The sequence below is a fragment of the Actinomyces minihominis genome (assembly GCF_900187855.1).
Taxonomy (GTDB): domain Bacteria; phylum Actinomycetota; class Actinomycetes; order Actinomycetales; family Actinomycetaceae; genus Scrofimicrobium; species Scrofimicrobium minihominis.
In genome coordinates this window covers 50,698-69,668 of the sequence record NZ_FYEG01000009.1, presented here as the reverse complement: position 1 = coordinate 69,668, position 18,971 = coordinate 50,698, and the positions used below count along the sequence as shown (strand labels likewise).

At 60.3% G+C, this 18,971-nt stretch carries 16 protein-coding genes and 1 rRNA gene; 12 read left to right on the top strand and 5 right to left on the bottom strand.

Annotated elements, in window-relative coordinates:
* Positions 1 to 114 (top strand): 5S ribosomal RNA (gene rrf / locus CS903_RS08470); the annotation flags it as partial.
* Between the two features lie 327 nt (positions 115 to 441).
* Here the strand turns inward: rrf and CS903_RS08465 are convergent.
* On the bottom strand, positions 442 to 2,037 hold the full coding sequence (locus tag CS903_RS08465) for an SLC13 family permease (protein ID WP_242491822.1): 1,596 nt from the start codon (positions 2,035 to 2,037) through the stop codon (positions 442 to 444).
* A gap of 329 nt (positions 2,038 to 2,366) precedes the next feature.
* Positions 2,367 to 3,284 (bottom strand): N-acetylmuramic acid 6-phosphate etherase, encoded by a 918-nt coding sequence (gene murQ / locus CS903_RS08460; protein WP_099333120.1) that lies wholly within the window; start codon positions 3,282 to 3,284, stop codon positions 2,367 to 2,369.
* Positions 3,285 to 3,450: 166 nt separating this feature from the next.
* Here murQ and CS903_RS08455 point away from each other — a divergent pair, with 166 nt between their 5' ends.
* The 10 genes from CS903_RS08455 (at position 3,451) to rsmI (ending at position 14,821) form a co-directional block, all read left to right on the top strand.
* Positions 3,451 to 5,097 (top strand): glycoside hydrolase family 3 protein, encoded by a 1,647-nt coding sequence (locus tag CS903_RS08455; protein ID WP_164996720.1) that lies wholly within the window; start codon positions 3,451 to 3,453, stop codon positions 5,095 to 5,097.
* A 26-nt stretch (positions 5,098 to 5,123) separates the two neighbouring features.
* Positions 5,124 to 6,287 carry an exo-beta-N-acetylmuramidase NamZ family protein gene (locus CS903_RS08450; RefSeq protein ID WP_099333118.1) on the top strand — a complete coding sequence of 388 codons (1,164 nt, stop codon included), beginning with the start codon at positions 5,124 to 5,126 and terminating at the stop codon, positions 6,285 to 6,287.
* Between the two features lie 146 nt (positions 6,288 to 6,433).
* Positions 6,434 to 8,137: an ABC transporter substrate-binding protein gene (locus CS903_RS08445; protein ID WP_099333117.1), complete on the top strand. Its 1,704-nt coding sequence runs from the start codon at positions 6,434 to 6,436 to the stop codon at positions 8,135 to 8,137.
* A gap of 203 nt (positions 8,138 to 8,340) precedes the next feature.
* On the top strand, positions 8,341 to 9,225 hold the full coding sequence (locus CS903_RS08440; protein ID WP_207203797.1) for an ABC transporter permease: 885 nt from the start codon (positions 8,341 to 8,343) through the stop codon (positions 9,223 to 9,225).
* On the top strand, positions 9,218 to 10,297 hold the full coding sequence (locus CS903_RS08435) for an ABC transporter permease (protein ID WP_099333115.1): 1,080 nt from the start codon (positions 9,218 to 9,220) through the stop codon (positions 10,295 to 10,297). The genes CS903_RS08440 and CS903_RS08435 overlap by 8 nt, the downstream gene beginning before the upstream one ends.
* Positions 10,294 to 11,223 carry an ABC transporter ATP-binding protein gene (locus CS903_RS08430; protein WP_242491821.1) on the top strand — a complete coding sequence of 310 codons (930 nt, stop codon included), beginning with the start codon at positions 10,294 to 10,296 and terminating at the stop codon, positions 11,221 to 11,223. The genes CS903_RS08435 and CS903_RS08430 overlap by 4 nt, the downstream gene beginning before the upstream one ends.
* Positions 11,220 to 12,089 carry an ABC transporter ATP-binding protein gene (locus CS903_RS08425; protein ID WP_207203796.1) on the top strand — a complete coding sequence of 290 codons (870 nt, stop codon included), beginning with the start codon at positions 11,220 to 11,222 and terminating at the stop codon, positions 12,087 to 12,089. Before CS903_RS08430 ends, CS903_RS08425 begins: the two co-directional genes overlap by 4 nt.
* Positions 12,090 to 12,102: 13 nt before the next feature.
* Positions 12,103 to 13,029, top strand: a complete 927-nt coding sequence (locus CS903_RS08420; protein WP_207203795.1) for a MurR/RpiR family transcriptional regulator — start codon at positions 12,103 to 12,105, stop codon at positions 13,027 to 13,029.
* Positions 13,026 to 13,955 (top strand): N-acetylglucosamine kinase, encoded by a 930-nt coding sequence (locus CS903_RS08415; protein WP_099333114.1) that lies wholly within the window; start codon positions 13,026 to 13,028, stop codon positions 13,953 to 13,955. The genes CS903_RS08420 and CS903_RS08415 overlap by 4 nt, the downstream gene beginning before the upstream one ends.
* Positions 13,956 to 13,972: 17 nt before the next feature.
* The gene (gene rsmI, locus CS903_RS08410) at positions 13,973 to 14,821 is read left to right on the top strand and encodes a 16S rRNA (cytidine(1402)-2'-O)-methyltransferase (protein WP_099333113.1); all 849 of its coding nucleotides are present in this window, start codon (positions 13,973 to 13,975) and stop codon (positions 14,819 to 14,821) included.
* Here rsmI and CS903_RS08405 read toward each other — a convergent pair.
* On the bottom strand, positions 14,818 to 15,423 hold the full coding sequence (locus CS903_RS08405) for an isochorismatase family protein (RefSeq protein WP_099333112.1): 606 nt from the start codon (positions 15,421 to 15,423) through the stop codon (positions 14,818 to 14,820). The two genes, rsmI and CS903_RS08405, sit on opposite strands and share 4 nt — an antisense overlap.
* 104 nt (positions 15,424 to 15,527) lie before the next feature.
* On the opposite strand from CS903_RS08405, the gene metG reads away from it, so the two are divergent.
* Entirely contained in the window at positions 15,528 to 17,390 is a 1,863-nt protein-coding gene (gene metG, locus CS903_RS08400; protein WP_099333123.1) for a methionine--tRNA ligase, read from the top strand.
* Positions 17,391 to 17,399: 9 nt separating this feature from the next.
* Here metG and CS903_RS08395 read toward each other — a convergent pair whose 3' ends face one another.
* Both CS903_RS08395 and CS903_RS08390 read right to left on the bottom strand, forming a co-directional pair.
* A complete protein-coding gene (locus CS903_RS08395) occupies positions 17,400 to 17,987 on the bottom strand; it encodes a hypothetical protein (protein ID WP_099333111.1) in 588 nt (195 codons plus the stop codon).
* Position 17,988: 1 nt separating this feature from the next.
* Positions 17,989 to 18,864 (bottom strand): M48 family metalloprotease, encoded by an 876-nt coding sequence (locus tag CS903_RS08390; RefSeq protein WP_129587640.1) that lies wholly within the window; start codon positions 18,862 to 18,864, stop codon positions 17,989 to 17,991.
* Between the last annotated feature and the right edge of the window lie 107 nt (positions 18,865 to 18,971).

Here is an 18,971-nt window from a genome sequence, read left to right as displayed (position 1 = left end):
GGGGGGCATAGCGTAAGGGAAACGCCCAGTACCATTCCGAACCTGGAAGCTAAGCCTTACAGCGGCGAAGATACTCCACTCCATAGGGTGCGGGAAAATAGCACCCCCCCGCAAATCAACCAAAAAGAAAGGTCCCAAGACTTCTAAAAGTCTTGGGACCTTACTTGTTTAACCACCACAACCCCTACCCAGAGATGCCCAAACACCTTCGGGTCAGGGGCAGTCCAAGACTTAGCTGAAGCGTGGTTGCTTACCACCTCACCCACGGTCCTGTTTGGTACAGGTAGCAGGTGCTGATCACGCGATCAATGCACAGGGCCAAGAGCAGGGCCTCCAGCGCCGTGCTGCCCGGGCGTAGGCCTGATCAATGCACTGGGGCAAGAACCTGCCCCACCCCTAGCGCGCGCCAGGGACGGGGCAGACTCAGCAGATCAGGCACGACTAATAGACGATGCCAAACACCCACACAACCAACGTCATAGTCACGATCGTAACGAGGGTGACGGCGATCAGGTTCAGCCACAGGCCGCCCTTGACCATCTCTCCGATCTTGACGTAGCCGGTGCCGAATGCGACTGCGTTTGGAGGTGTAGCGACAGGAAGCATGAATGCACATGTCGCAGCCAGCGCAACTGGGATCGTCAGCAGAAGCGGATCTGCTCCGATACCAAGCGCGATGCCTCCCGCTACCGGTAGGAAGGTTGCTGCGGTAGCTGTGTTCGAGGTGAGTTCGGTGAGCGCCAAGATGGCCAGGGTAATGATCCCTACGATCAGCCAAACGGGCATACCGCCTAGCCCCGAAGCCGTGGTTCCGATCCATTCGGTGAGGCCAGAGCTTGAGAACTGAGCTGAAAGCGCCAGACCTCCACCGAAGAGCAGCAGAACGCCCCAGGGCAACTGCACTGCTGACTGCCAGTCCAGAAGTCGAACTCCACGGGCAGTACCACTGGGGACCGTGAACAGGAGAAGACCGATGAGGATGGCGATACCCGCGTCGGAAATCGGCGGGTTGCTCCACACCAGGGGGACACCAATCCAAAGGACTGCTGCGGTGATGAAGAGGGCGAGGACGCGCTTTTCACCGGAAGAGACCTTACCGAGCATCTTCAACTCGTCATTGATGAGCTGACGTCCTCCGGGGATCTCTGTGATCTCTGGCTTGAACAGTACCTTTGTCAGCAACAGCCAGGCGAGGAACATAAACACAACTGCCAGTGGCACGCCGACCAGCATCCACTGTCCGAAGCCGATCTGGATGCCAAAGTTTTCGTCCAGGTAGCCAACTAGCAGGGTGTTCGGTGGGGTACCGATGATGGTTCCCAGGGACCCGATCGAAGCGGCGTAGGCGATACCCAGCATGAGGGCTGTACCGAACTTCGACTTGACGATTACCTCGCCGTTGTCGGTCGTTGTCTTCTTACCCATGTCGGGGACAACCTTCGCGACCAGGAGCAGGACTGACATGCCCAGGGGCAGCATCATGACCGCGGTCGCAGTGTTTGAAACCCACATGCTGAGGAAACCGGTGGCGATCATGAAGCCGCCGATCATTGCTCCCGGTCGTGGGCCCATCATCTTCAGCGTGAGCAGGGCCATGCGCCTGTGCAGGTTCCATCGTTGCATCGCCAGGGCAAGCATAAAGCCGCCCATGAAAAGGAAGATGACGTTGTTACCGTAGGCCGCTCCCACGTCGTTGATGTTGCTGTCACCGAGCGTGGGGAAAAGGACCAGGGGCACGAGGGCGGTTGCCGGAATGGGCAGGGCCTCTGTCATCCACCACACCCCCATGAGGACGGCGACAGCTGCGGTTAGCTTGGCGGTGTGGGCGACATCGCCCGGCATGATGAAGTAGACGATCAGTGAGAGAGCGATACCGCCAACCAACCCGCCCCACCGGCGCAGGTTGACAGCCTTTGGTTCCCTGGGGGCGCGCTCTCCCGGTGACTTCTCATCAATCTCAGTTGTTTGGGCGATAGCTTCGTCGAGCGTGTAGAGCTCCAGCGGCTCTGATTCTGTTATGACCACTTGGCGGTCCACGTCTTGCCTCCAGTTAGGTTGGGTCAGGCACCATTGCCTGCTTCAAGCGTGCTGGAGTTCCAGACCCCCAGACCGTTCGAGACTAACCCGGGATCAAAGGCCTTGGGGGCATAACGAAGTCACTGTTATGAGATTGATTCCACACCAATCCACCGTAGTCTCACCCCTTTGAGGCGAAGAAAACCAGAAGTTCTTGTCGGTTTCGAGCGTGATTGACGAAGATCGATCCACCAGATGGGCAAAACGAAGGGGGTGCGAGCCCCGTCATCGAGCATCGCACCCCCTTCTGACGGGGAACCTTCTTGGGGGGGTGGGTTCCCCGTGATTAGCTAGGAGTTGAGGGCGGCCCTCATCACTCCATCATTGGCATCGAGCAGGGCAACTGCCTCTTCGGGCGTAATGCCGCGAAGAAGTGCCACCGATGCGATCTTGACGCTTCCACCACTGGCAGCAAGGGTCTTCTCGGCGGTCTCCTGGTCACACTCGGTAATCCGCATGACAAGGTTCCGGGCCCGAACCTCAAGCTTCAGGTTCGAGGCCGATACGTCAACCATCAGGTTTCCGTAGGTCTTACCCAGGCGAACCATGGTGGCGGTGGAGAGGATGTTGAGGACCTGCTTCTGTGAAGAACCGGACTTCAGGCGCGTGGAACCGGTGATGATTTCAGGACCGACGACGACCTCGATAGGGAAGTCCACCACCTTGGAGAGCTCGGCGGGGGAGTTGTTCGAAATGCTTACGGTTGTCGCGCCGGCATCTTTTCCAGCCGTTACGGCACCGAGCGCAAATGGGGTGCGACCCGATGCTGCAATGCCGACGACCGTGTCATTCGAGGTGAGGTCGTAGGCCCGCAGTGCCTGATAACCCTCATCAAAGTTGTCCTCAGCCCCCTCAATCGCGTTGCGGAGGGCGTCGTCACCCCCTGCGATGATTCCGACCACCTGGTCCGGATGCGATGAGAAGGTCGGGGGGCATTCCGAGGCATCGAGAACGCCCAGTCGACCTGAGGTTCCGGCACCGGCGTAGAACAGGCGCCCGCCCTTCTTCATTCCCGCGCTGATGGCGTCAACCGCCGCTGCGATCTGAGGGATCACCTTGGAAACTGCAACAGGTACCTCCATCTCGGCCTCATTCATGGCCTGAACAAGGTCCTCGGTGGGCAGGAGGTCGAGCTCGGCATACCTGGGGTCTACAGACTCGGTGATGGAGGTGCTGATCTGGTTTTCATGCTCTGCGTTGAGCTTCATTGTCGTCCTTTACGTGGGACCGGTACGTTCTGCGATTTGCTAGTATATAAAGTACACAAAATCTTTGATTTATGTAAGTATGTTACAAGATGTTGGTGATAGCCAACCTCTAATCGCAACATGGAGCGATATCTTTAGGCAGCAAGGGAGCGCCCTAGTGGAGAAAATGACAGTTCAACAGGCTCTTGACTCTGTGGAGAGCTGGAGTGATGAAGTCCTAATCGGCCAGTTGTTTAGCGTCGCCAGCGGAGGGCACGCAGCCAAGGACATTCTTGGGTTTGGTGGGGGCCACCCTGAAGACAAGTTCCAGGAGGTCCACGATCGCCTGAAGCAGTACATCCAGAAGTACCACCTGGGTGCGATTATCTACTTCCCGCCGGGGGGTGACCACGAACCAGTAGAGAACATTCGTAAGAGCACCCTTGATCTCCAAGAGGCAGCCGCCATCCCACTTCTGATTTCCACAGACCAGGAGAACGGTACAGTTGCGCGCGTTCGCGTCGGTGCCACCCACATGCCCGGCGCTATGGCCCTCGGGGCCACCGGTGATCTGGAGACTGTGACAGAGGTCGGGCACGTCACCGGCGAGCAGCTGCGCTCCGTTGGTATTTTCCAGACCTTCGCACCCGTTGCTGATGTCAACGTCGTCTCGGAGAACCCCGGGGTGAACATTCGTTCAGCTGGATCCGATCCGGTTCGGGCAGCGGAGCAGCTGGCCGCAACCACGAAGGCGCTGGCAGAAGCTGGAATCGCCTCGACCCTGAAGCACTTCCCAGGCTACGGCAGCGCTTCGGTTGACCCCCACCTGGGCCTGCCTTCGGTCACTCTGTCACGTGAGCGCTGGGATGAGACAGAGCGCCTCCCGTTCCAGGCGGCCATTGACGCGGGCGCTGATTCCGTCATGCTCGGTCACGCAGCCTTCCCGGCCCTGGACCCGGAGAACTCCGCCACCTTCTCTCGCCCTATCGTTACCGACCTGCTGCGTGGCGATCTTGGGTTCGAGGGCGTCATCGTCACCGATGCCATGGATATGGGTGGAGCCGAGCGTCCCGAGGGTGCTGCTGAAGCCTGCGTCATTGCTCTTCAGGCCGGTGCGGACCAGATCCTCATGCCGGTTGACCTTCCCGAGGCCTATGACGCGGTCCTCGCAGCCCTCAGGGAGGGACGCCTGGATCGCGATGAACTAATCGCCTCGGCGAAACGGATTCTGAAGCTCAAGCTGAAACTCGGCCTCGACAACCCGCAGGTTCCCCAGCTCGATGTCCTGAAGAACCCGGCTCACATTGAGCTGGCCCGCCACGCCGCCGCGCACTCGGTAGCCGAGCGTGATTCTGCGATTGATGCCGCCCTCGCGCCCAACGCTTCGGTTCTGCTGGTCCACCCTGGAATCGACCCCCAGAAGCGTGGCGCTAACCCCGGAGAGGTACTCTCGGAAATCCTTGCTGACGCCGGCCACAGGGTTGAGCAGATCCAGTGGGGGGCAACCGAGGGTGAGGGTGGCCCGTGGAAGGGTGTCACCGCCGCTCAGGCTGCTGGTCTTGATGAGGCCGTGGTGGTTCTTCGTGACGGTTGGAAGGATAACCTTCCGGTTGCAGAGGTGCTCCAGGAGCTCTCTGAGCACGGCCTCAAGATTCACGTCGTTGCACTGCGTTCCCCGCATGAGGCAGCAGCCGTGTCCCGCGACCACGCTGTTCTCTTCACCTACGGGGACAACTTCTTTGCCATTGAGGCCGCCGGCAATGTTCTCGCGAAGGGGGCCAAGCCGCTCGGTGGCCTCCCGATGGCTGTCAGCGACCTTGAGTCCCAGAACTAGAGCAGAAAACCACGAGGAACTTGTTCATGCGTGTTCGTACCGGTGCTGAGCGGCTTCTGGCCGATCCGACACTGATCCCCGGTCGTCGCTGGGGTCTGATCACCAACTACACCGCCGTCCTCCCCAACCTGGAGCTTTCAGCCACGCTGCTGCACCAGGAGACGGGGAGGGTGGCGGCCATCCTCGGACCAGAACATGGTCTGCGGGGAACCGCGCAGGCGGGGTTTGCCGAGGACGGTGGGGTTGACCCACTCACGGGGCTCCCCGTGGTTGACACCTATGGCAAGTCGGGTGCAGCACTCGACGAGGAAATTGCGAAGCTGGGCCTCGATGTACTTGTCGCAGACATCCAGGATGTAGGGGCACGCTTCTACACCTACGCCTGGACGGTGGTTGACTGCATGAGAAGTGCGGCCCGACTCGGTTTGCCCTTCTACGTCCTCGACCGTCCCAACCCCCTGGGTGGTGAGGTGGTTGATGGCCCTGGACTGCTGCCCGGGTTCGATAGTTTTATCGGTCGGCTCAACATTCCTTCACGTCACGGTCTGACGATGGGGGAACTGGCCCGCGAAGCCGCCGCCAAGGATGCGGCCGCTGGTGAAGCCGCGGTTGAACCACAGGTGATTCGAATGGAGGGCTGGGAACGGACCATGCTGTGGGATGAGACGGGCCTACCCTGGGTCTTCCCCTCTCCGAACCTGCCCACTCCGGACACCGCGCTCGCCTACGTGGGGACCTGCCTCTTTGAGGGCACCAACATGTCGGAGGGGCGTGGAACAACGCGTCCGTTCGAACTGGTCGGCGCACCGTGGCTTGATGAGGGGTTCGCCGCCGAACTTAATGCCCTTGATCTTCCGGGGGTGAGGTTCCGTTCCTCCTGGTTTGTGCCCACTTTCCAGAAGCACGAGGGCGTTCCCGTGGGGGGCGTGCAGCTGCATGTCTCGGATAGGACTTCCTTCAACCCGATCCTCACAGGAGTGTCGATGTTGAAGGTTGCGCAGCAGATTGCGCCGAAGAGTTTTGAGTGGCGCCTTCCTGATTGGGAAGAAGGTGCTTCCACCAGGCCGTTTATCGACCTGCTCTGGGGTAGTAACTCGCTGCGTACCGGACTTGCTTCAGCCTCGGGTGCGGCTGAGGTAATTTCGGAGGCTCCCCGAGCTCCCGAGTACCTAACAGAGGTGCTTTACTGAGCTCAGCCGCTAGGTCAAGGTGTGACTAGCAACATATTGGTAACAAAATAACATATCCGATTGTACCGACGGAAAAAATATACATAATAGGTACTACAGGTCCGCCGAGTCGACGAGGAACGGGCGGAAAACTGAAAGGAACAAGGATGTCCCCGATTAGGAAATGGAAGCGCGCAGCGCTTGCCGCTGGCTTGGCAGCCTCACTTGGCCTGCTTGCCGCTTGCGGTGGTGGCACCTCCGGCGCAGCCGGCGGTCAGTCCGGTGATGCCGGCGCTACCCCTGAAGATGGCCCAACCCTGGTGGTCTTTGCTGGAACCCAGACCCCAGTTGTAGCCAACTTCAACCCCTACACCCCGACTGCGCTCCACGCAGCTCTGGGTGGCGTTTACGAGCCGCTGTTCTTCTACAACAAGGCTGAGGCGCGCGAACCCGTAGCTCTCCTGGGTGAATCCAAGGAATGGTCAGAAGACGGTAAGGAACTGACCATCAAGATTCGTGAGGGCGTTAAGTGGAACGATGGCGAGCCGCTGACGGCTGACGACATCAAGTTCTCCTTCACCAATGACGGCGTGCAGATGGACTACGTGGACGAGGTCGAGGTTATCGACGAGACCACCGTCAAGCTGCACTTCAACGAGACCTCGTTCACCAACGAGTACTCGATCCTGGGTGCCACCTACATTGTTCCGGAGCACGTTTTCGGTGAGATCACCGACCTCGTCACCTTCGACAACGCGGACTCCCCGGTTGGTACCGGACCGTTCATGGTTGAGAACGTCACCGACGCTGCCTACACCATGGTTGCTAACCCCAACTACTGGGATGCAGAGCGTCCGGGCATCAACCGTGTTCAGTACCTCGGTATTGACGGTAACTCCTCCGCAGAGTCACTGTTCAAGGCCGGCCAGCTGGACTACTCGACCTTCTTCGTTCCGCAGCCTGAGGCTCTCGTTGAGCCCTACGACCTCGGCTACATCAACGTTGCTTCCCCGAACCCCACCGTTGTCATGATCTGTGGCAACGAGGAACTCGGCTGCTCCGGTGCTCAGACCAAGGTGGAGATCCGCCAGGCCCTGAATCTTGCTATTGACCGTGGTGAGATCAACGAGAAGGCCTACTACAACCTTGCACAGCCCGCATCGCCGACCTTCGTGAAGCCCGGCCGTGATGAGAAGTGGGTTGCCGACGGCCTCCCGGTTGAAAACTCGAACGATCCTGATGTTGCCGGTGCAAAGGCCATCATGGAAGAGGCTGGCTGGACCCTCGGTGCAGACGGTATCTACGCCAAGGACGGCGAACGCGCTTCGGTCAAGATCGAGTCTGTTGAAGGCTGGTCGGACCAGAACGCTGCAGCCGAACTGATGGTCGCGCAGGCCAAGGAAGCAGGCATCGAGCTGGTCAACGGCACAATCACCGCCGATCAGTACTCCGAGCGTCGTATGACCGGTGACTACCAGATGTTCATGGGCGCCCTGTTCGGTACCCCGATCTCGGATCCGTTCACCATCTACCGCAACTCCTTCACCACCGCTTACACCCAGCCGGTTGGAACCACTCTCGAGCCGAACCAGACCAACTTTGCTCGCTACTCCAACCCGGATGTTGACGCGGCCGTCGCTGCTGCAGCTGCCACCAACTCAGAGGATGAACTGAAGGCGGCCTACGCCATCGTTCAGGAGAACATCGTCAACGATGTCCCCTACATCTCGCTGTTCCACGGTGGTTCACAGACCTTCTTCAACCAGACTGACTTCACCGGTTGGCCTTCAGAAGAAGATCTCTATGCCTTCCCGGCTTCCTGGGACGGTGTCTCGGCCGCTTACATTTTGTCGAAGCTGTCGTACAAGTAACGAGGAATCAACCTCAGTAGTGGTTTGATCGGTGGCCGCCCCCTGGCGGGGCGGCCACGGGTCGCCGCACTTACCCAAAGGAGTGTTGGCGCGTGAGATATTACGTGCGGCGAATCTCGTTCTATGTCCTAACACTATGGGCTGCAGTTTCGCTGAACTTCATGTTGCCTAGGCTGATGCCAGGCGATCCAAGAACAATCTTCATGGAGAAGATTATGAGGCGCGGTGGTGAGATCACCCCCGCCATGGAAAACTCCATTGACATCATCTTTGGTGCCGACGACTCTTCCATGTGGGATCAGTACATCACCTACTGGGGCAATATCTTCCGCGGGGACCTCGGTGTCTCAAGCTCGATGTTCCCAGCAGAGGTCAGCTCACTGATCGGCTCGGCACTGCCGTGGACGCTGACCCTGGTCGGCACAGCCACAATCATTTCGTTCATCCTGGGCGTCCTCATTGGCGCCTTCGCCGGGTGGAAGCGCGGCACCGCAGCCGACGCCCTCATCCCCGGCATGACCCTTCTTCAGTCAGTTCCTTACTTCTGGCTAGCTCTGATCTTCGTTTCGGTATTCTCCGTCTCCATGGGGATATTCCCCATCATCGGTGGCTACTCCTTCCGAGATTTCCCCGGCGGTCCCGAACTGTCCTGGGCGTTCATCTCCAGCGTCATCTACCACGGTCTCCTCCCGGCGATCACGATCATCATCGCCTCGGTCGGTGGCTGGGTCCTTGGTATGCGCAACATGATGGTTTCGACCCTGTCGGAGGACTACGTCGTCACCGCAGAGGCCAAGGGTCTTCGTAACTCACGCATCTTCATCTGGTACGCGGGACGTAACGCCGCGCTGCCCTCGATGGCTGCCTTCGGTATCACGCTTGGCTTCGTGGTCGCAGGCTCCATTGTTATGGAGCAGGTCTTCAGCTACCCGGGTGTCGGAAAGCTTCTTATGACCGCGGTCTCTGAGAAGGACTTCGCACTGATGCAGGGTGTGTTCCTAGTAATTACCGTGACGGTCCTTCTGGCGAACTTCGTCATGGACATGATCTACGGCTTCATCGATCCGAGGGCGCGCAGCAATGTCTAAAGAGCAAGTAGATGACGTACTGGTCACGGTGCCACTGCAGGTGGACACCACCGACTCCGCGGCCCTTTCCGCTTCCAGCCCCGCACTGACGCGGGGAGAGGAGCTACTCGAAGAGGGGCTCGACAAGAAGAAGAAAAAGGGTCGGTTCCGTAGCGCTCTGCCGCGCATGGACTTCAAGCTCGGTCTCGGACTCTTCCTCACCATTGGCATCATCCTGTTTGCCATCCTGGGACCGTTCCTGACACAGGATCCCCGCTACTACAAGAACGCCCCCATGCAGCCCCCTTCGTCAGAACACTGGCTGGGGACAAACAACCTGGGTGCCGACGTTCTTGCACAGCTGGCCGAGGGGGCCGCGGGCTCCCTCCTGGTTGGTGCAACCGCGGGCTTCATCGCAGTTGTGTTCTCACTCTTCTTCGGTATTGTCGCGGGTTACCGCGGTGGAATCGTTGACGAGGGACTCTCCCTGATCACCAACATCATGCTGGTCATCCCGGGTCTGCCCCTGGTGATCGTGGTAGCCACCTACATGGAAACCAGGTCGATGTGGATGATCGCCCTCGTCCTGGGTGTCACATCCTGGGCCGGTTCAGCTGTCGTTCTTCGTCTTCAGGCCAAGTCGCTTCGCAACCGTGACTACGTCTCGGCGGCAAGAACAGCCGGTGAAAAGGGCTACCGCATCATCATGGTCGAGATCCTTCCGAACCTGCTTCCCCTGCTGGCAGCCATGTTCCTTTCGGCAGTCGTCCTCGCCGTTCTTTCCGAGGCCGGTCTGTCCTACCTGGGACTGGGTCCGTCGGGTGCTATCACCTGGGGCACTATGCTGAACCAGGCATCACAGCAGAACGCGTTCCACGTCGGTGCGTGGTGGTGGTTCGTACCCCCGGGCCTCCTGATCGCCCTTCTGGGTATGGGTCTGTCGCTGATCAACTTCTCGATTGATGAAACCATCAACCCGAAGCTGAAGGCAGCCCCTGACGCTGTTCGTTCCGTCCGTCGTGCCGAACGTGAACTGCGCCGCGCTGACGCGAAGCGCAAGACGCTGGCATCTGCAGAAAAGGCAGCAAAGTGACCGAAGAGATTTACGCGGGTCCACTGACGACCCCGGATCACGACGACTACCTGGCCGAGCACGAGCCCGTGCTCACAGCCAAGAACATGTCGATTACCTACGAGGTCAACCCTCCGGTTCACGCGGTCAAGGATGTCTCCCTGGTGTTGAACCGTGGCGAGATCCTCGGTCTGGCCGGTGAGTCGGGCTGTGGCAAGACCACCCTGGCCTACGGCGTCAACCGTCTGCTGAAGCCACCGGCCCTGCTGGCCGGGGGAGAGGTAACCTTCCACGACAAGGATGGTGAAGACATTCAGGTGACCTCCCTCTACGGGGATAACCTGCGTGCCTTCCGCTGGGAAAAGATCTCGATGGTGTTCCAGGGGGCAATGAACGCCCTCAACCCCGTCATTTCCGTGAAGGCGCAGCTGTTCGACGTCTTCAAGACCCACCGTCCCCACATGACAAAGGAAGAGAAGACCGAGGCGTCGAAGACACTCCTGAAGCTGGTCGGGGTTGACCCCAACCGCCTCAACGCCTTCGCCCACGAGCTCTCCGGTGGTATGCGCCAGCGCGTCATGATCGCCATGGCCCTGGCGTTGAACCCGCAGGTCATGATTATGGATGAGCCGACCACCGCCCTCGACGTCGTCGTGCAGCGCGGTATCCTGCGAGAGATCATGCGACTGCGTGAGCAGCTGAACTTCGCGGTTATTTTCATCACCCACGACCTTCCGCTTCTTCTTGAGATCTCCGACCGAATCGCCATCATGCGTGAGGGACGGATTGTCGAGCTGAACACGGCGGAGAACATCTACGAGAACCCGCAGCACGATTACACCAAGAGGCTCCTGAGCTCCTTCCCCAGCCTGCTTGGCGATGAGGGTAGCTTCGTTCGAGCCGGCGGTGTTCGTGACAGCGGCGCCATGGAAGGAGCGGATCGGTGAGCCTGATCGTTGATCACGTTACAAAAGAGTTCAAGATTCGCAAGGGGTTCCACTCCTCGATCCTGCGGGCCGTCGACGACGTTTCGTTCACCCTGGAGCCGGGAAAGACCATCGCCCTCGTCGGTGAGTCCGGTTCGGGTAAGTCGACCATCGCCAAGATGATCATGCGCCTGGAGCAGCCCACCAGGGGTTCGATCACCGTGGACGGCCTTGAATCTACGGTGCGCGGAATCAAGGGACGCGAGTACCTGCACCTGGTGCAAATGGTGTACCAGGACCCGTTTGCCTCATTGAACCCGTTCCACACCATCCAGCACCACATCGAGCGACCGCTGCGTATCCACGGCAAGGTCAAGACCCGGGATGAGGCCGATGCACAGGTTCAAGAGCTGCTTTCGCGCGTCAACCTTGAGCCCGCTGCGTCATACGCCTCGCGTAACCCGCACGAACTCTCCGGTGGTCAACGCCAGCGAGTTGCTATCGCGAGGGCACTTGCCCCGGGTGCGAAGTACCTGGTGGCGGACGAGCCGGTCTCTATGCTCGACGTCTCGATTCGCCTCTCGGTCCTCAACCTGCTGGCTCGCCTGCAGAGGGAGGACAACCTCGGCGTTCTCTACATCACCCATGACCTCGCGACAGCGCGCCACTTCTCGGATGAGATCATGGTGCTCTACAAGGGTCAGGTGGTGGAACGGGGGCCATCTGATGAGGTGATCTTGAACCCGCAGCACGATTACACCAAGCTTCTGCTTAGTGCCGCTCCGGTGCCTTCCAACCACGGAAAGCTCCGCGACTCGGTACGTGCAGAGCTTGCCAGTGGCGGCGAGTTCGACCAGTTCGGTAAGAACGTTCTCAACGAAGACTAAAGGGGGGCTGAAGTTGTCTGCCAACGAAGACAGCGGTCCGGAACCTCTTGAGCTCTTCGTCGGGCAGGAGGTTCCCCTGACCGCCCGCATTCGCGCCCAGCTGCCCGGCCTCCAGCCGGCGATGAGGCGAGTGGGAGAGTACATCGTTCGCAACCCATCCCGCGCGGCAGGGCTGACCATCTCAGCCCTGGCCCGCGAGGTGGATACCTCTGAGACCACTGTGATTCGGTTCTGTCGTGAGATGAACCTGAGTGGGTACTCAGAACTGCGCCTCAAGATGGCAACCGAGATCGGGGGGCGCAGTAAAGAAGACATTCGCCTGGAAGAGTCAGGGGACATTTCCGAGGGCGATGACGTTGTCACGGCCATCTCGAAGATTGCCTACACGGACGCGCGCTCTGTTTCGGATACCGTCAACTCCCTGTCGCTGGAGACTCTGGCCGCTGTATCGGGTGAACTGGCCAGAGCCAGTCGCGTCGAAGCCTACGGAATCGGCGCCTCGGGGCTGTCCGCTCTCGATTTGCAGCAGAAGCTGCACCGGATCGGGCGGATCTGTTTCGCCTTTACTGATCCACACCTGGCGTTTTCCTCCGCTTCACTACTGAAGCCGGGCATGGTTGCGGTTGGGTTCTCCAACTCCGGCAGAACCGTAGAAATAGTCGAATGGTTGGCCGCGGCCAAGAAAGCCGGTGCCACCACGGTTGTCATCACCAACACGCCGGGGTCACCGGTGGTGGAGCAGGCCGACTACTCGCTGTTTACTGTCGCCCGAGAGACCAACTTCCGCGCCGGTGCCACGGGCAGTCGACTGGCTCAGTTGACCCTGGTTGACTGCCTTTTCGTTGCCACGGCGCAGCACACATTCCGGCCCAGTGTCGAAGCCCTTGAGGGAACCCGGGCCGCCATCCAGCAGCTGCAAGAACTGCGGGCCGGTCGGTGACCGACAGTAGTTCTCCATCCGGACCCCTCATCGTTGGAATAGACGGTGGGGGGACTTCTGTTCGGGTCGCAATCGCCGATCTTGAGGGCACCGTCATTGCCGAGGCCGAGGGTCCCGGTATCAACCCCAACTCAGGTGGTGATCCTAGGGCGATCGGGCAGACCCTGCGAAGAGCGCTGTCCATGGCCCCCGCAGGTGCCCCCGCGCGGATTGTGGGCGGGGTGGCTGGTTTGGCCGGGTTCCTCAGTCGACCGGAACCGCTTCGCACTGCCACCCTGGAGGCCTGGTCTGATTCTGGGCTTGCCGGAGAGGTTACGGTGGTTTCCGACCTCGTCGTCGCCTTCTGGTCCGGGGTGGCCTGGGTTGAAGAGCCCGGAGCACAAACCTCGGGGGGAGCCGTCCTCATCGGCGGAACCGGCGCCGTGGCAGCTCTGATCGAAGGGGCGCAGCAGATCGCCCTGGCTGACGGGTACGGCTATCTGCTGGGTGACCGTGGGGCCGGGGTTTGGCTGGGGATCGAAGTGGTGCGAGCAGCCCTCGACGGTGCGTCCGGGCGTGGACCCCAAACCCTCCTTACCGACCTCGTACTTAAGGGACGCGATCGAACCCAGCTCATCGCGGAGGTCTACGGGCAGGCGCCGCGGGAGATAGGTAGCTACGCCAAACTTTTAGCCGGCGCCGTCGAAGCCGAGGATGCAGTGGCAGTTGCGATTGTTGATCGCGCAGTCAGCGAGCTGATCGACACCATCGACTCACTTCCCCAGACTGACACCACACGGCCGCTCGTCCTCGTCGGGGGAGTTGCCGCAGGCGATAATCCGGTCGGAGAAGGACTGCGCAACCGGTTGGAAGAGGAGGGGCGCTCCTACCGCCTGGGTGGGTCGGGACTGCGCGGCGCACTGACGCTTGCGGCACGCAGCCTCTGAGACGGCATACTTGGGCTATGAGTGAGCAAGCCCCCGGCATCATCTACATGGCCGCAACCCCCATCGGCAACGTTGACGACGCATCATTGCGTCTTCGTGAACTGCTAGCCTCCGCGGATATCATCGCGGCGGAGGACACGCGCCGACTGCGTAACCTGTGTGCCCGCATGGAAGTCGCCCTAACCGGAACCATTCTGGCTTTCCACGAACATGTCGAGGACGAACGCGCTGCGGACCTAATTGAGGCCGCTCAGAAGGGGCAGACCGTCCTTGTGGTCAGCGATGCCGGGACCCCAACCGTCTCAGACCCGGGCTATCGCCTTTCGGTGAAGGCAGCGGAAGCCGGGGTTCGCCTGGCACCCCTGCCGGGACCGAGCGCTGCGCTTGCGGCCCTCAGTGTTTCGGGCCTGCCCTCAGATCGCTTTGTATTTGAGGGGTTTCTGCCACGGAAACACTCCGAGCTCAAGTCCCACCTGGCCGAACTAGCCGATGAACCCCGCACCTTTATCCTCTTTGAGTCGCCGAGGCGGACGGCCGAGACGCTGCGCGCCCTGCGCGACGCCCTCGGGGGTGATCGGCGCGCTGCCCTCTGTCGTGAGCTCACAAAGACCTATGAGGAGGTCACCCGGGGCACACTCACCGAACTGGTGGTGCACACTGAGGCTGAACCCGTGCTGGGTGAGGTGACACTGGTGATTGAGGGCGCTCCCAAGCGGGCTACCACCAGCATTGAGGAGCTCGCCCAGCAGGCACTGGCACTTGCGGAGCGTGAGGGAATCCGCCTCAAGGAGGCAGCTGCGACCGTGGCAGAGGATAGCGGCCACCGCCCCAACGCCGTGTTCAAGGAGGCCCTCGGCGCGGGCTAGGGACGTGGCCGCATCTGGTTAGGGGAGGTCTCGTGGCTGTGCACCAGCTTGACGCGGGTTTTGGCCAGCTCTTCGAGGGCTACTTCGCCCTGCTCAGGTGAGACCGGTTCGGTCAGGTCAACCAGGACGCGCACCCTATCGAGGAAGCGCAGCCGTGCTGCATCCAGGGCGGTCTCTTTGACGCAGTGCGACAGGGCGAGGCCGACAATATCGACTTCGTTGACGCCCTCATCAATCAGGACGTCCTCCATGGTTTGCCCACTGGGGCACGCAGCTTCGAAGCCAGAGTAGGCGGCCTCGTACTGGCCCTTTTTCAAGTGGTAGTCGATGGAAACGGGTTCGAGGAACTGGTGGAGTTCGGCCTCGGTGGTGTCTGCCACTCCGTGTGGGGGCCAGGTGTCAATGAAGTCGGGGTTGTCGGAGAAGTGATCACCCGGGTCGATGTGCCAGTCCTGGGTGGTGATAATGACGTCGTAGTCGTCCTCATGTTTCAGGGCATACTTGGCAATTCTCTTGGCGCAGTCGTTGCCGCCTTCGATGCCGAGTGCTCCACCCTCACAGAACGTCGGTTGTACATCGACGATTATCAGAGCGCGGGTCATGGAAGTCCTCCAAACGGTTTCCACAATAAGTTCGATACACCTCAGTCCCCAGCCTAGACTCATCTTTGTTTTCTTGGTGCCACGGACGCAACTAGGCTGTGGGCATGAGCCATATTCTTTCTGCAGTTGCATGGCCGTACGCCAACGGACCCCGCCATATCGGGCACGTTGCTGGCTTCGGCGTTCCTTCGGATGTTTTCTCCCGCTACGCACGAATGGCGGGCCATGACGTCCTCATGGTTTCGGGTACCGATGAACACGGGACCCCGATTCTGGTTGAGGCCGAGAAGCAGGGAAAGACACCCCGTCAACTGGCAGACGAGAACAACCTGATCATTGCTGAGGACCTGGTGAACCTGGGTCTGTCCTACGACCTGTTTACGAGGACGACCACGGCAAACCACCATGCCGTCACCCGGGCCATGTTTGAAGTGGTGCGTGACAACGGCTACATGCTGGAGCAGACGGCGCAGGCAGCCATTTCGCCGTCGACAGGGCGGACCCTGCCAGACCGCTACATTGAGGGCACCTGTCCCCTCTGCGGGGCCGCGGGAGCCCGAGGTGACCAGTGTGACAACTGTGGCAATCAGCTCGATCCCATCGACCTCATCGACCCGCGTTCCTCCATTAATGGGGAGACGCCAGAGTTTGTAGAGACCACGCACTACTTTCTGAACCTGCCGGAACTGGCCGACGCTCTCACCAGGTGGCTTGATGGTCGTGAGGCAGCGGGATGGCGACCCAATGTCATCCGTTTTGCCAAGAACTTCCTCGAAGAGGTTCGCCCCCGCGCCATGACCCGAGATATCGACTGGGGTATTCCTGTTCCGGGGTGGGAGGACCAACCCACCAAGCGGCTCTACGTCTGGTTCGATGCCGTGGTGGGCTACCTGTCGGCCTCAATCGAGTGGGCTAGGCGAACCGGAGACCCAGAGGCATGGCGGAAGTGGTGGAACGACCCTGAGGCGCTGACCTACTACTTCATGGGTAAGGACAACATCGTCTTCCACGCTCAGATCTGGCCCGCGGAGCTACTGGGCTACAACGGCGAGGGTTCCCTGGGGGGAGAGCCGGGACCGCTGGGCAGGCTGAACCTACCGACCGAGGTCGTTTCCTCTGAGTTCCTCACCATGGAGGGACGGAAGTTTGCTACCTCCCGTGGCATTGTCATCTACGTGCGGGACATGCTGGCCCGCTACCAGCCTGATGCCCTGCGCTACTTCATCAGTGCTGCGGGACCAGAGACCTCGGATGCTGACTTCACGTGGGAAGAGTTTCTGAGGCGCACCAACAACGAACTGGTCGCAGGATGGGGCAACCTGGTCAACCGCACCGCAACCATGATCCACAAGAGGTTCGGAGAGGTTCCAGAGCCGGCAGAGCTGCAGCAGATCGACACCGAACTGCTCGACGCCCTCGCCAGTGGATTCACGGAGGTGGGTGGCTTGATTGAGGGACACCACCAGAAGGCTGCGATCGCAGCTGTGATGCGCCTGGTCGGTGAGGTGAACCGTTACATCACGGATACCGCGCCGTTCAAGCTGAAGTCTGAGGAAGAGGAGCCGCGCTTGCGGACGGTCCTCTGGGTCCTGGCCCAGTGCGTCTCTGACCTCAACACCATGCTGGCTCCGTTCCTGCCGCATTCGGCAAACGCGGTCGACAGGGTCATGGGTGGGGAAGGGAAGCTAGCTCCGATGCCGAAGCTGGTGTGGGTTTCCGAAGAGGGGGCCGAGGGGGAGGCGCTGCTTGCCGAAGCTCCCGGAACTGCTCAGGACGACAACCCGGACTCGGTCCTTGAGGTGACCCCGGGTAGCTACCCGGTGATCACCGGTGATTACAGCGAAACACCGAGGTGGGAGAGGCGAGAGGTTCCTGTGGGAACCCCCATTGCCAAACCCGCCCCGGTGTTCACGAAGCTGGATCCCAGCATCGTTGAGGAAGAGCTTGAGAGGTACAGGGACCTCTAGTCCGCTGTCCTAGTGACCTTGATCTGGGGTTGGTGCCGTATACGGTGCCGACCCCATTTCAGTGTTCTCAGCGAAGGGACCCTTCTTCTGCGAGGTCAGGTAGGCCAGCACTAGGAAGGCGATACCGGCTCCCGCGAACAGCAGGATGATCAGGGCCTGGAAACCGCCGGCCCCGGTGATGGGGCTGAAGACAACCATCAGGCCGAGAATCATCAGAATAACACCCCACACCAGCATTCCCACGCTGATTGGGGCCGGACCTGGCTCGGCGCGTGGGTACAGGGGTGCAGCGTAGTACCCAGCTGCGGCGGAGAAGTCGGGTGCCGGAGCCTCGGGACTCGGCGCGGGGCTAGCAAACGGCATCCCCGTGGTGGCAGCGCCGTGCGGGGTGGGTGTGGTGGGAACCCTCGGTCCCCCCAGCGGAAGGTCCTGCATGGAGATCCGACTTCCGTCGGGAGCAACGAAAACCTTGGTAACCGGGGGCATGGTTGGGTTCGGTCCATAGGGATTGTTGAAGAACTGCGTGGGGGCCTCCGTGTGGGGAAGCTGCTCAGTGTGGTTCTCTTGGGGCTGTGGGCCCTGAGTCGGATTGGTCATCTCAGTTCTTCCCATCTTTCGAAGTGTCCGCGGACTGGGGGGTCTCATCCTTGCCAGTGGACTGCTGCGAGTCGTCCTTGGCGCCGGACTGTGACGAGTCCACGGATGCCGTCGGATCGTCCTTAACGTCAATCACGAAGCGAATGGCCGAGTATCCGCTTGCGAAGACGTCGAAGCCAAACACGTTGCGTGCATCCTGGCTACGTCTGCCAAAGTCCCAGGGGTAGTCGCCCTCGGACATCCCGAAGCTGGCCCAGTATTCGAGTTTCGCGTCAATTTCACCGAGTTCACCGCCGCTTAGATCTGAGGTCAGGGCCTCAAAGAAAGTGCTGTCGTAAACTTCCATGCCTTCGATGACTGGCATCTGCTCCGAGGTGAGTAAGACAGTCAGCTCAGCGTTATAGAGCTCGACGTCATAGTCGAAGTCCACCCCCTCCGGAACCTGGCGCAGGTCGAGGATGTTGTTCTCCCCGGAACTCCAAATCTCCTCCTCGGTGTAGTCGAGGTAGGTGGTGGGCATTTCTTCCAGTTCGTACGACTCCTCGTAGGTCACTTCGCTCGTGTAGCCGGTGTCGTAGTACGACAGGGCACTAATTGAGTAGCCACCGAGGAGAATGGGGCCTGAGATAACAGCACCGACGATGGTGAAGGGGAGGAACCAGCCGGGTCGTTGCCTGGTGGCTGCCGCATAGACGATGACTGCGCCGCCGATCAGGATGATGAGGCCGGTTGCCACCAGGATGACATTTCCCTGGAATGAACCATAGGTGTTCCACATGATCAGGAAGCCGATGGCAGCGATCAGCAGCATGGCTCCAACGGCAGAGTAGGTAACGGTATTGCTTAGGGTGCGCTGCTTCCGCGGTTGCGGGGGCATCCCGGGTGGGTACGTTTCATTCATGTTTCAATCTTGCGCCACCAGGGTGGCCCGGCGGCATGGGGTAGGTCCCTGATTGGTCCCCCAATCCGTCCCTAGGGGGTGGG

What these genes read in the sequence shown, in the direction of transcription:
- murQ (WP_099333120.1), bottom strand. Translation starts at nt 3,284, where the DNA reads ATGAAGCTCAACGCAGAGCATGAAAACCAGATCAGCACCTCCATCACC.
- CS903_RS08455 (WP_164996720.1), top strand. Translation starts at nt 3,451, where the DNA reads ATGACAGTTCAACAGGCTCTTGACTCTGTGGAGAGCTGGAGTGATGAA.
- CS903_RS08450 (WP_099333118.1), top strand. Translation starts at nt 5,124, where the DNA reads ATGCGTGTTCGTACCGGTGCTGAGCGGCTTCTGGCCGATCCGACACTG.
- CS903_RS08445 (WP_099333117.1), top strand. Translation starts at nt 6,434, where the DNA reads ATGTCCCCGATTAGGAAATGGAAGCGCGCAGCGCTTGCCGCTGGCTTG.
- CS903_RS08440 (WP_207203797.1), top strand. Translation starts at nt 8,341, where the DNA reads ATGGAGAAGATTATGAGGCGCGGTGGTGAGATCACCCCCGCCATGGAA.
- CS903_RS08435 (WP_099333115.1), top strand. Translation starts at nt 9,218, where the DNA reads ATGTCTAAAGAGCAAGTAGATGACGTACTGGTCACGGTGCCACTGCAG.
- rsmI (WP_099333113.1), top strand. Translation starts at nt 13,973, where the DNA reads ATGAGTGAGCAAGCCCCCGGCATCATCTACATGGCCGCAACCCCCATC.
- CS903_RS08405 (WP_099333112.1), bottom strand. Translation starts at nt 15,423, where the DNA reads ATGACCCGCGCTCTGATAATCGTCGATGTACAACCGACGTTCTGTGAG.
- metG (WP_099333123.1), top strand. Translation starts at nt 15,528, where the DNA reads ATGAGCCATATTCTTTCTGCAGTTGCATGGCCGTACGCCAACGGACCC.
- CS903_RS08395 (WP_099333111.1), bottom strand. Translation starts at nt 17,987, where the DNA reads ATGACCAATCCGACTCAGGGCCCACAGCCCCAAGAGAACCACACTGAG.
- CS903_RS08390 (WP_129587640.1), bottom strand. Translation starts at nt 18,864, where the DNA reads ATGCCCCCGCAACCGCGGAAGCAGCGCACCCTAAGCAATACCGTTACC.